We start from the raw sequence: 12157 nt of genomic DNA, 5'->3' as shown, positions 1-12157 counted from the left end.
CCCCGCACAGTCAAACGAAGACCACAGCGATATGCTAGAAATAAAAAATGCCAGCAAGCTTAACTTACTGGCATTACTCATTTGAGCGCTCTTTTCACTTTTGAACTCCAAAATTAAATATTTACATTTGTTTCAAAAAAAAATTAAATTCAAAAAAATGATCGCCTTCATAAGGAGTTCAAAAAAAATAAGAATAACATCATGTTTTAATTATAATTACTAAATGCCTCCTAATTAAAACAATTAAACGCTATTTAACTAAAAATCAAACGCTACCAAAAAAAGTCTACACCACCTTAGTCTGGTCGAACCAGAACAAGGCATTAATTTGTTTTTTTTATATCTCAAATTTTAAATAACATCAATACTGATATAAATTATAACTCATTGATAAAAAACATAATGGACATATTCGAAGAAGCATTATCCAAGTTAGGTGTCAAAATTCAATTCGACAGTGAAAACGTTTTTGCATGCGAACTGACTGAAAAATCCCAAGGCAATCACTCTTCAGAATTATTTTTCTCTGCGTATCGTGATCAAAGCAACATGAGCTTACGTCTTGCAGTAATGACTCAACATAGCATCACCCAAGAAATGGAAATAGCCCTGTATCAATCATTACTGCATGCCGCTGCTGGTCCTTTACGTGGTGACATTGGAGTGGCCATATTAGAGGGGTCAAACCGTATCACAGTTTACCAAACAGTACTTCTATCCGAAAACAATCCAACACAAGTTATGGAAATGATTGAAAAACTCATCGCAGAAGCTGAAAAGTGGGATAAAGAGTTAATAAGTAGGTAAGCAAGTAAAGATCGTGAGAATGCATTTCATAAAGTAAATATTCTTTTCTAATGTTAATTAAACTAATCTGAGGTTATTTATGGGATTTTCTGTATCCAGTCTAAGTAATATGAACGTCAATGCAGACTTCATTAATCAATTACAAGCCAATGATACGATCATAGTTGGTGAAAAAACATTTTCAATAAGTCGCAATGAAGATGGAACGGTTTCATTGAGCAAACAAGGTGCTACGGAGCGCAGCTCTTTTTCAGCTTGGCTTCATGGCTCAGGAAGTACAGCTACAAAAATTGAAAATAAAATCAATAGCGAGCTAGCTAAAACCAATGTGACATTCAAACTAGTCGATAAGATGTTTAATGGTGCGCCATCGCCATTAACAAACCTTTCTCCTCATAAAGAAGCAGCATTAACCTATGTTATGCACACAGCAGTGCGCGATCAAATTTATGGTATATTTGACGGTTCTCGTTTCAGTAATATTAATAGCGATCCAATGGCCGTAAAAGCACAAGTTACCGATGCCGTTGCGACCCATTTATTAGCACATGGTCAAAATTACAATCTTGACTTATCAGGACTCACTAAAGAAAATTTAGTCGCGGTAATGGATCAGATGTATGATGTCCCCAATACTGAATTATTGGACATGACTCGATATCAATTAGACAAGACTCACAGAAAACATTCTGCCGATGATGAAGTAAAAGTAGCCAATCAATTCTCCTTCAAATATATAGGAAATGCATTACCCGAGCTAAGTTCTCTGGTTAATGACACATTGTTAAACTTAGAAAAAAATACACAAGACCAGCACATACGTGAGCAAATAAAAAGTGATCCCAAGGCACCCGCATTCTTCTCAGAAGCCCAAGCAGCTCCAGATACAATAAAAACAGACACTAGCAGTGTTTCATCAACCGCAAAGCTAAGTGATTTAGAATATGCTAAGCAATTAACCAACAATAACACTAATAAGCAAGGACTACAGGCAGCACCATTATATGCCGGAAGAATATATGGCTAATGAAGCGCGATTTTATCAGTGTAACTTAGCAAAAAAGTGAAATGATAACTGCGCCTTGATTAATTCAAGCATGAACACATATTAGGCTAGGCCTTTTTCAACGTATCATTGTTTTTTGCGCTCAATCAAAAAACGCCTTTAATCATTGACCTAAAGGCGTTTAATGTCTTCCCGTAACGGAGCAATAGCCAGTTGTTGAAAACGTCGTCCAAAAACGCACATCAAGACCATCACATTCACTTTGACTTTCATCTCATTGTATTAAAATGATTTTATGATAAGGTCATGGCAACATAATGTTGTCATATTTTGATTATACAAGGATGTACTATGCAGTTAATTCAAACACCATCTAGAGTGTTGTTTTGTGAGCTAATATTAGCCTTTCAGGTCAGTATTGGGAGTGGAGCAGGCCATTTTTTATCCCAAATAACCTTCTTTAAACATAGTAATGATTTTCCAGTTATCGATTATCCCATAATCCTAAAAACATCTGCGTACACCCTTTTATTCACCTTATTGTTTTCCATCACGACCATCATCTATCATAAATACAGCAAAAAACCTCTCGGCCTTAGGTTTACTATCGATCACCTTGGGATCCACTATGGTGAGCATGATGAAATGGAAAGCATTCATTGGCACAGATTCGTCGGTATGCAAATAAATAGCTACGGGCCTTTTCAACGTGTTATTGTTTTTGCCCTCAATCAAAAAACGCCTTTAGTCATTGACCTAAAGGCGTTTAGTTTTACGCAAAGAGAAGTCTTTAAGCAGGTACTCAAGCAAAAAATCCGTTTTTATTGCCCCACATTAAATCACAGATATATTCCTGAATTAGAGCACTGACATAAGCATTGACTAACATTGACTAACTTAGGTATTCACGAACTTCAGTTTTCAAGAGCTTAGGCATTCATTAGCACATGCCTCTATAGCAGATCACTAACTTGCTACTCGGTATTTATCACTCAATGCGCTGATCCCTAAACCATTTTGGCGGCGAATTTTAAGCTGTACGGGGATCCGATCTTTCATTGCTTCAATATGACTGATGACCCCTATCATTTTTCCTCTGGCATTGAGGTTATCTAAGGCATTCAGGGCAATATCCAATGCCTCATTGTCTAGTGTGCCAAACCCTTCATCTAAAAATAATGAATCGATACTGGTTTTATGACTCACAAGATCAGACAATGCTAAGGCTAACGCCAAGCTCACTAAAAAACTTTCACCACCGGATAGCGTTTTGGTATCTCGTTCAATGTCTCCCTGCCAAGTATCAATCACAACCAATAATAGCGCTTGCTCTTGCTTACGTTTTAACTGATAACGCCCATGAACACTGTTTAATTGTTTATTGGCTAAATACACTAAATTATCTAAGGTTAGTCCTTGCGCGAATTTTCTGAATTTATCGCCTTTTTGCGAGCCAATTAATGCATGCAAATACTGAATATCATTATACTCTTCACTGTAACGAGCGATTTCGTTAAACAAGGCCTGCTCAGTTTGTTTTTGAGCTAAATCGGCACGTTGCCGAGCAGTAATATCACCGACACGTTTATTCAGCTCATCCAACTGTAAATTTAATGCTTCAAGCTCAGTTGCTAATGTTTGCAAAGAGGTATTCGCTAACGTGTCCGCCAAAGGGTTTGACCTTAATACTGCTAATGATTTTTCCGCATTTTGCAATAAGGCATTCGCTTCATTAACCGCCTTATTCCGTGCCAATTGCAGCGTCACTAACTGCTGATGCTCCTCTTGACTCAATAGGGCATTTTCAAAGTCATACTGTGAATCAAATGGACTTTGCTTAAGCTGAGTTTGCCAATGAGCTTGAGCCTCCTGCTCTTTTGCCATTAGCACTTGTACTTGTTCCACTAAGGTCCTCACTTCAGCTTTCATTGCCACATAAGCATCTTGACTTGACTGAAGGTGCTGCGCACTCTCTTTGTAATGAGTCTCGGCTAACTTAACATTTTTCTGTGCCAGCATTTTCTCTGTTTCAACCTCCTTATCACCAAACAGCTTATGGCGCGCCTTAGTTACTTTTTCAAGCTCAAAGGCTAATTGCTCTCGCTCCTTTTTCAGTTGTGCTAATTGATGATTTTTTTCATTCACTCCAAACGTAACCGCTTCTATTTGCGCCAATAAGGCTAACAGAGTATGAGTGATGACCTCTTTTTGTTGGCACTGACTTTCCCAAGTTTGCGCATCACGGTTTTTGTCTTTTAACCAAGCATCTATCTTGACAAAATCAGGCACATCATAACCTGCATCGCCAATTTGCCGTCTTAAAGCCTCTTGTATTTTTGTCATGTTGGCTTGACAAGCTTGCTTGTCTGCCCATATTTTTTCTCGCACATTCTTCTGAGCCTTAATATCTTGATCAAGGAGTAATTTCCCTTGCTCTAACGACACTTGAACACGACAAGCGTCTTGCCAAGCCAACTGAGCCGCTTGCTCATCACGCTCACAAGTCTTCACGGCAGAAATCGTCTCTGTTAAAGCAGTAAAACGACTTTCCTGAGCCTCTTGATAAAAGCTCACGCCTTGATGATCATCGAGATCAATGTCAATGCTAAGCTGATGGTTTAAAAACTGCCAATTTTCCATGAGCGACTCTTGCTCCTGGATTACTTCATGTTTTTTCAGGTGTAATTCTTGCTCATAACGACACTGTGCCTGCCATTCTGATTTAAGTTCAGAAAGCTGAAGCTGCGCTTGTTCAAATGCCTTTTCAGCTTGCTCCAACTCCAATAAAAAGTCAGACTGAGGCTCAGTGTTACCTGATATTTTCGGGTGCTCTTGAGCCCCACATAAAGGGCACTCATCGCCCTCCTGCAATTGACTTCTGTATTGAGCTAAATGCCCTTCTTGTGTCACCAGCCGCTGCAAAGCACTCACTAATTGTTTGTGCTGCTTAACTTGAGCATGGGCGCTTTGTTGTTTTTCCTCAAGACTTGATATTAGCTCTCCTTGCTTTTCACTCAAAGACACTAGGCGTTCATGCTCCCTTTGATTCTTTAACCAAGTTTGATGGCAATCTAGCATTTTCATTCGAGCACCATAAGACTGATTTAACGCTTCTCTTTCTTGTTCAAGTGACTCAATATCGCCTGCTTTTTTAGTATTTATCAGTTGCCGTTTCGCTTGTGCTAACGCTTGCTCTTTTAACGTCACACTATGGATTGCAGCTTTGAGTTTCTCGTGAGTTCCATCAAGTGCGGTCTGTTTATCGTCAATGACACCTTGCTGAGCTTGTTCACTAAGTATCAATTTGTTAAGCGCCTCGGATTGAGCCTTAAGCTGCTCTGATTGTAATAACCACTGCCCTAAAAAAGTATTTAAGCAAGCGTCGGCTTGATGTAACTGTAAATATTCATTCACTGCCGCTTGCTTGTTCTCTTGCTCTGTTTTCTCCCGTAACAGTTTATCTTTGAGCGCGCTTTCTTTTTTATACTTTTCACTTAAATCGGCAAGTTGAATCACCTTATCGTCATGCTTTTCTTGAAGGTTAAGGCGCTGATTATCAAGAGGTTGAATGTCATTAACAATCAGCCTTTCAAGCTCATTGAATGCTTGCCTAGCTTGTTTCAGGCAAGACTCTGATAACGCATGCTTTGATTGCTGCTGCTGATGATTATTCTCAAGTACTGCCCCAAGGCTTTCTTTTTCGCTCAATAAGCTTTGCATTGCCTGAGATTGCTTCACACTGTCATTCCAGAGCATAAAAGGGGTTCTGAGCTTTTCTGCAGGCTCTGCATTTCGAAGGCGATGTAACTTTGACTCGTCATCTTGTTGTTGCTGCACTGCCAAAGCAAGTTGCTCATTAGCGCCACGCTCTCTCGCTTGCGCCTTGTGAAAATCATTCAGCCAAGTCATATGCTCATGAATTGAAATTTGTTCTGATTTTAATCTTGCCTGAGTTTGGGCCAACTGAGAGAGTTCTTGTTCTAGGCTGTGTTTTTCCTCATTTGAAAGCAGTTTTACGCCTTTCACTTGCGCCTCAAGGTCTGCCAGTACTTGCTTGGACTGGGTGAATTTTTCATGTACTTTTTCTGAGATCAATCCATATATTTCGGTGCCCGTTAACTCTTCTAATAACTCGGCTCGCTCGCTCTCTTTGGCATTTAAAAAAGCAGCAAACTCTCCCTGAGATAGCATCATAGATTTAGTAAATCGCGCAAAATCCAGCCCGGTTATTCTCTCAATATTCTCACTTTTTTGCTTTATCTGGCTAGCAATGATTTTCCCGCTTGCCACTTCCGCCAATTGTACATCGGCTGATTGCAGTTTACCGTCCACCTTTCCTCTAGAGCGCCGCATACTCCAATGGGCTCGATAAACTCGACTTTTTACCTCGAATTCGACTTCGGCCGAACACTCGGCCGTGCCTCGCGTCATGATTTCATTACTGGATGTGGTAATTGTTCCCAGTCTAGGCGTACAATGATATAAGGCTAAACAAATGGCATCGAGAATCGTTGTTTTACCTGCGCCAGTGGGCCCTGTTATCGCAAACAAGCCATTATCAACAAAAGGGGAGTGGGTAAAATCCACTTTCCACTCTCCTTTTAACGCATTGAGATTTTTAAATTGCAAACGTAAGATCTTCATTTATTCCACTTCCTTAAGCTCTATTTCACAAAGAATATGTTGAAACTGAGTCTTAATTCGCTCCACTTGAGTCTCTGCAATTGCCTGCTTATTATTTTCAATAGCTAAACGCTTATTAAACACATCAACAGGGGTTAATTCTGCCAATGTTTCCTTTGCCACAGGCTCAATACCTTGTTGATGGGCTCCTCTAGCCCGTTTTATCTTTAACACCTCAACATGCAGATCTTGAGTCATCTTTTGAATTCGTTGCTGTAAATCGGAGAAATAGTCTTGCATATGCACTTCAATAAAAAGCCATGTGGGTAAACCAACAGCCTCAGTCTTAAACGGCATTAGCTGCTCTGCTATCTCATCAAGACTGCCTTTGAGTACCGCCATAGGTTGAAAAAGAGGAATATCGATAGGTGTTATTTGCTTACGCTTAGATTGAGTAAATTCAACCATTATCACTTGCTTTTTATATTTAAGTTCATCAAAACTCAAGGGAATAGGCGAACCGCTATAACGAATATGTTCTGATTTAGCCACCACTTGTGGACGATGAATATGTCCAAGAGCAACATAATCAGCAGGTGGAAAACCATCAGCGGCAAATCCCTCTAAAGAGCCGATATAAATATCCCGAACCGATTCCGATTGACTCACGCCTAATGCGGTTAAATGCCCCGTCACAATAATAGGGACATTCCATTGGTTCAGCTCTCTTAACCTCGATGCTTCATCATAAATGGACGCATAATGCTGTTTAATGGCCTCACCTAATACTTGACGTTTTTCAATACCCGTTTCACCCGCACGACTAGTGGCAATATCTCTGGCCCTAATAAAGGGAACCGCACATACAATTGCTCCGACTTCACCCTGTTTATTATTCAAGGTTAATACTTGCTCTTGAACAAGATCCGACGTATTTGCAACAACATGGGTGTTTAAACACGCTAATAAGGTTTTGGACTCGTTAAGCATTGAGACCGAATCATGATTGCCACCCAATACAATACAGGTACAACTCAACTTCTCCATCGCCACCACAAAACGATTATACATTTCTCTGGCATAGCTAGGCGGCGTGCCAGTATCAAAAATGTCCCCCGCCACTATCAGGGCATCAATTTGATGTAACGCCACTTGCTCTAACAACCAATTGAGAAACGCTTGATGCTCATTTTTACGGCTCTTGGTTAAAAAATTTTGCCCTAGATGCCAATCGGACGTATGCAGGATTTTCATGATGAAACTTAAATGAACCAGAATATGCTAAGAATGTTATCACATGGCGCTTTTTAGGACAGGCTTAACAAGTATATTTTGCTTCAAGCTTATGCAAGACCTTCGACTGAGTCATATCCTCATTGTATTTTTGCATAATGCTAACTAAGCTTTTAAAAACTAACTAAAACCAAATCCTAATGACCGAAAGTCGAAAAAAACTCATTCATATCGATAGCACCCCCTACTACCATATTCAAAACCATTGTGTCAGAGGTACTTATTTAGTCACTGAAATAGACTCTCATTTACAGCCTTCTAAACTTGATCTTCATCGTGCGCAATGGTTTGTCGATAAACTTGTGCAATTATCAACGATTTTTTGTATCGATATTTGTGCTTACGCCATTCTCAATCATCACTATCATTTAGTACTCAAAGTGGATACTGATACCGCAAACCGTTTAACCATAAACCCATTAATTCAACGCTGGAAACTCCTTTTTAAACTTCCTCCTCTGGCCATCAAATATAGCGAACAAGGCTCTCTGACTGAAACTGAACAAAAAAAGATGAATGAATTAGCCAGCTTATGGCGTAAACGCTTGACAGATATCAGCTGGTTTATGCGCTGCTTAAATGAAACGGTTTCTCGTAAAATCAACAAAGAAGAAAATGCCAAAGGGGCTTTTTGGCAAGGGCGTTTCAAAAGTCAGGCATTGCTCGATGAACCCACATTATTGGCCTGTCTCATGTATGTTGATTTAGCGCCTATAAGAGAGCAATTGGTTCAATCACTTGAAAACGATTATTTAACCTCAATCAAGCTTCGCATGTCTGCCATGACACAAGCACAAGAAGAAGCTCAAACCTATGATATTAATGGCGACTATTTAGCCATAGCACAGCAGCCCTCAACATTATTACCTTTCGATCACATGACACGCGCAGGCAAAAAAGTGCATATTCCCTTTCACTTACCAGATTATATCGCCCTCATAAAATGGACACATCAAGGCATGATTCAAAATAAGATCCCCACAGCCCCCCATTCAACACCTAAGTTACTCATTCAGTTATCCATTAAAAAGAAAGATTGGATAAATACTTGTCGTCTCTTTAGTCACCACTACAGCCATGTTGCCGGTAGTTGGTCAAAAATGTGTGAGTTTAGCCACCAATTTAATGGAAAATGGTGCAAGGGAAAGAAAAACAGTCTTCAACTGCACCCACCTTCCCCTTAATAATCATAACATTGAATATTTAAATGGCATTTAAATCTTGTGTAACCTACATCTATTAAATGTAAATTCAGAATGCATAAAACCGTCACATCAACTATATTTTATCTAAGTCAACACATTGATATAAAAAGCTATGACTCAAAACCAATACTTACTATTTATTGTATTCATCATTAGCCTATTTAGCGCTTTAATAACCAGCACAGCCAAAAGCACTCAAGATTCGACCGTAAAAAAAAACGCCTTTCTTGGCGCTTGGTACAACTTTAATCCGCATGGATGCTCCAGTATGTATATCACACAAGCATCAGAAACTGGGCAATTAACGGGGGCTTTTGCTAACGGACAAACAGGGTGGTGTGCTAAACCCGAACAATGGTTTAACTTAACAGGTCAGATGATAGGTAAAAATGCAGTACAGTTTAAAGTCAATTGGCAAAATAACATTCAAAATTGTCAATCTATAACGACTTGGGATGGCGAAATTAAAGATGATGTACTTTACACCAACTGGGTACTCTCATCCACCAACGGAGAAAAAATCTACCGTGGAGAAGATACATTCTATAGGGAGTGCAAATGTAGTCATTGCCCGACACCTTAAATCGGCGTCACTAGAATAAAAACACCAAATAAAATGGCAAGCTCCCTTTGCCATCGATTAACATCAATTAGCAAGTAGCATCTAAACGATCACTTGGTCGTGAAAAATCATGCTGTGATTGATTAAATGAAGTCATTGACATTATTTTATCTGTAACCAGAGCATCGCTACGACTCATATTATTAGCAAATTGTTCATCGAATTTAGTCGGATGACTTTTAAAGCTATCATGCTGACTTTGATTAAAATATTGCTTATCAGTGTCGCTCTCTAATAACGCTTTTACCCCATTTTGATCTACATTGGCAGTCAAGTAACCTTTATTCATCTTTTGTGGGTTCACCTTTGCAGACATCAAGGTCATTTTATACTTGCATTGACCATTACCCTGCACCGATTGTGTCAATCCAATTTGTTCATTGGCCATCGGTAATATCGTGCCTGCACTTGCAAATGCCATAACAGAGAAAAAAAGAACGCTAAGAACAGATAAGTGAGTTAAGGTTTTCATATTATACTCCCAATATTATCATTTTTATTCCTATTCAGATAAGAAATCAACAGGTCAAAATAAAAAATGACTTATAAATCAACTAATTATATTTTAAAAAGAGTTTTGCTTATCGTTTAAGCAATGGGAGGACGAAAATCTTGTGAATAGGTAAAGGTTTTAGCTGACCATGTCGTTATCATGATCCTAAAGGACACAGGGGCCGATGAAGCCATCGTTGTCATTGGTGATAAACCCACTGAATGGCAATCGCTGTGAGTTGTGCAATGCCCGGAATCAAGCTGAGTACATTGAGATATTAATTTTTTACATTTGGACAAACCTTTTGTTTTTACAATATGTGGCTCCATTGATTTAGCAGCGTTAATCTCATTCTGATAACTCAATACGTGAGCTGACAAAGGTTGGCTTTGCATCATTGTACTTACCTCTGCACTGTTGCCAATGCTTGGCTCAGCACTCACAGATTGAAGCAAAGATTGCCCCAATAAAGAGATGATAACAACGAAACAAGCAACATATTTTGTCATAAAATACGAACACTCACCAAGATAAATTAAATTCAGATTAAGATAAAACCTCTGGTATTAAAACAATAACAGCGACTTTCTTGTCTATTTTTTTGATTTAAACGATAAGCTTTTCTTTAGTTAACATAAATGACCTATAATAGAATTAATTTCCACTCAGACTGGATACAATAAAAACACATAAAAACAAACAACACCTAAATAGTGGCCGTATTTTCAATATTATACTCATGATATTTACACAGTGAAGGATTGGTTTAATACAAATCCCATCACAATAAAACTTAAACTCACCGAAGAGATAACAAGAATAGCCGTTTGCAATTGAGGCTTTTTATCAGAAAATGCAATAAAAGCAATATAAACAGGTGCAAGACCAAACAAATAACGTGGCATTGACGTTATTCCCGTTAATAAGGGAATAAAAGTACAAATAAAAACAAAAATGGCTTCTGCCCACAATTTCTTATAAACAAGATAAAGATTAATACACCAAGTAAAAGCAACCATAAAAACTAAATATATGCCTTTACCACCTTCAGATATCCCTTTGTTCAACCAATGAGCTGGCCAGTCAATATAACGTCTCCAAGCAATTTGAATATGAGTAAAAGCAAAACCATCCCCAACTAAAAAGTACAAATATAACATATAACTGAATAAAATAACTGGGATTACCCAAAGCACAGCAATAACAATCAACCCACGTTCTGTCTTAAAAAAAGAACGAAAACCATAATGATTAACCGCAATCAATAAAACAGGAAAAACACTCATAACACCTAAATTACGGGTTCCCGCAAGTAATATTCCACATATTGCAACATATAACCATTGCTGGCGATAACTAAATAAAAAAACAGCGAATGTTAGCGCTAAAAATAATGACTCGGTATACCCACTCACAAAATAAACAGAATAAGGAGAAAAAGCCAATAACCATATTGGAAAATAGCCTTCTTTGGAAAACCCCATCTGCCTAGAAAGTTTTAAAATGAGCACTAATGCCACAAAAAAAGAAACATTACTGACAACAAAAAGTGACAAGGTTATCGAATTCACAAAAACATCCAGCACTTTGGCTATCATAGGATAAACAGGCATGAATGCCCAACTAGCAGCATTATGCTCTAGTTGCCAACGAGACTGTAAGTCATAGCCAATGTCAATGATCTGCTTATACCAAGTACAGTCAAAATGGCAAAAGGCATCCAACACAGTTGAATCTCCTACATAAATTCGACTTGCCATTAGGGTCTGTTAATCTTTCATGATTAAATTATGTCCGAGATAAACGTGTTTTAATCGCGGCGAGAGGGGTGATGCCTAGTTATTCTAAGCGAATGTCTCTCAACAAAGAGTAAAACACGTGTAGCCGGATCCTACGGACTGCGCTTGTCGCTCCTTTCTACGGCGTTATCGCTTATTTATGGAGAATGACTACACTGCATAAGCTGTGCCTTGTATAAAGAAGCGACAAACTGCAGCAGAAATAATCAGCAAAGATCAACAGACCCTAATACTAATACTGGTCAGTTAAGAGCTAATATAATTTTAGGGAGTAAGTTCTTGGCCTATGTTTGACCTCCCTTCGATTGG

Annotated in this window: 10 protein-coding genes; 5 read left to right on the top strand and 5 right to left on the bottom strand. The window is 38.7% G+C overall.

Translation table 11 applies throughout. The annotated features are described in order from the left end of the window. The first annotated feature begins 402 nt into the window (after nucleotides 1–402). From Q0791_RS22710 to Q0791_RS22700, 3 genes are all read left to right on the top strand, one after another. The gene (locus tag Q0791_RS22710) at nucleotides 403–807 is read left to right on the top strand and encodes a hypothetical protein (RefSeq protein WP_299011459.1); all 405 of its coding nucleotides are present in this window, start codon (nucleotides 403–405) and stop codon (nucleotides 805–807) included. Between the two features lie 79 nt (nucleotides 808–886). Beyond that, nucleotides 887–1834 (top strand): hypothetical protein, encoded by a 948-nt coding sequence (locus tag Q0791_RS22705; RefSeq protein ID WP_299011458.1) that lies wholly within the window; start codon nucleotides 887–889, stop codon nucleotides 1832–1834. 330 nt (nucleotides 1835–2164) lie between these two features. Further along, nucleotides 2165–2683, top strand: coding sequence for a hypothetical protein (locus Q0791_RS22700; RefSeq protein ID WP_299011457.1), 519 nt, complete (start codon nucleotides 2165–2167; stop codon nucleotides 2681–2683). 96 nt (nucleotides 2684–2779) lie between these two features. On the opposite strand, the gene Q0791_RS22695 is transcribed toward Q0791_RS22700, so the two are convergent. Both Q0791_RS22695 and sbcD read right to left on the bottom strand, forming a co-directional pair. Then, complete coding sequence (locus Q0791_RS22695; protein WP_299011456.1) at nucleotides 2780–6457, bottom strand: AAA family ATPase; 3678 nt, start codon at nucleotides 6455–6457, stop codon at nucleotides 2780–2782. Beyond that, on the bottom strand, nucleotides 6458–7690 hold the full coding sequence (sbcD, locus tag Q0791_RS22690; protein ID WP_299011455.1) for an exonuclease subunit SbcD: 1233 nt from the start codon (nucleotides 7688–7690) through the stop codon (nucleotides 6458–6460). A 179-nt stretch (nucleotides 7691–7869) separates the two neighbouring features. Here sbcD and Q0791_RS22685 point away from each other — a divergent pair, with 179 nt between their 5' ends. Next, nucleotides 7870–8913: a transposase gene (locus tag Q0791_RS22685; RefSeq protein WP_299011453.1), complete on the top strand. Its 1044-nt coding sequence runs from the start codon at nucleotides 7870–7872 to the stop codon at nucleotides 8911–8913. A gap of 133 nt (nucleotides 8914–9046) precedes the next feature. Next, nucleotides 9047–9517 (top strand): avidin/streptavidin family protein, encoded by a 471-nt coding sequence (locus Q0791_RS22680; protein ID WP_299011451.1) that lies wholly within the window; start codon nucleotides 9047–9049, stop codon nucleotides 9515–9517. Between the two features lie 67 nt (nucleotides 9518–9584). On the opposite strand, the gene Q0791_RS22675 is transcribed toward Q0791_RS22680, so the two are convergent. The 3 genes from Q0791_RS22675 to Q0791_RS22665 all read right to left on the bottom strand — a co-directional run bounded on the left by Q0791_RS22675 (nucleotide 9585) and on the right by Q0791_RS22665 (nucleotide 11809). Next, a complete protein-coding gene (locus tag Q0791_RS22675) occupies nucleotides 9585–10028 on the bottom strand; it encodes a hypothetical protein (protein WP_299011450.1) in 444 nt (147 codons plus the stop codon). A 116-nt stretch (nucleotides 10029–10144) separates the two neighbouring features. Continuing rightward, nucleotides 10145–10558: a hypothetical protein gene (locus tag Q0791_RS22670; protein ID WP_299011448.1), complete on the bottom strand. Its 414-nt coding sequence runs from the start codon at nucleotides 10556–10558 to the stop codon at nucleotides 10145–10147. Nucleotides 10559–10795: 237 nt separating this feature from the next. Next, nucleotides 10796–11809, bottom strand: coding sequence for a hypothetical protein (locus Q0791_RS22665; protein WP_299011447.1), 1014 nt, complete (start codon nucleotides 11807–11809; stop codon nucleotides 10796–10798). Nucleotides 11810–12157: the final 348 nt, after the last annotated feature.

It is taken from the genome of uncultured Shewanella sp., from assembly GCF_947495455.1.
Lineage (GTDB): Bacteria > Pseudomonadota > Gammaproteobacteria > Enterobacterales > Shewanellaceae > Shewanella.
This window is presented reverse-complemented; position numbering and strand designations above follow the sequence as displayed.

Excerpts from the sequence above, each read along its gene's own strand:
- Q0791_RS22710 (WP_299011459.1), top strand. The coding sequence starts at position 403 with ATGGACATATTCGAAGAAGCATTATCCAAGTTAGGTGTCAAAATTCAA.
- Q0791_RS22700 (WP_299011457.1), top strand. The coding sequence starts at position 2,165 with ATGCAGTTAATTCAAACACCATCTAGAGTGTTGTTTTGTGAGCTAATA.
- Q0791_RS22705 (WP_299011458.1), top strand. The coding sequence starts at position 887 with ATGGGATTTTCTGTATCCAGTCTAAGTAATATGAACGTCAATGCAGAC.
- Q0791_RS22695 (WP_299011456.1), bottom strand. The coding sequence starts at position 6,457 with ATGAAGATCTTACGTTTGCAATTTAAAAATCTCAATGCGTTAAAAGGA.
- Q0791_RS22675 (WP_299011450.1), bottom strand. The coding sequence starts at position 10,028 with ATGAAAACCTTAACTCACTTATCTGTTCTTAGCGTTCTTTTTTTCTCT.
- Q0791_RS22680 (WP_299011451.1), top strand. The coding sequence starts at position 9,047 with ATGACTCAAAACCAATACTTACTATTTATTGTATTCATCATTAGCCTA.
- Q0791_RS22670 (WP_299011448.1), bottom strand. The coding sequence starts at position 10,558 with ATGACAAAATATGTTGCTTGTTTCGTTGTTATCATCTCTTTATTGGGG.
- sbcD (WP_299011455.1), bottom strand. The coding sequence starts at position 7,690 with ATGAAAATCCTGCATACGTCCGATTGGCATCTAGGGCAAAATTTTTTA.
- Q0791_RS22665 (WP_299011447.1), bottom strand. The coding sequence starts at position 11,809 with ATGGCAAGTCGAATTTATGTAGGAGATTCAACTGTGTTGGATGCCTTT.
- Q0791_RS22685 (WP_299011453.1), top strand. The coding sequence starts at position 7,870 with ATGACCGAAAGTCGAAAAAAACTCATTCATATCGATAGCACCCCCTAC.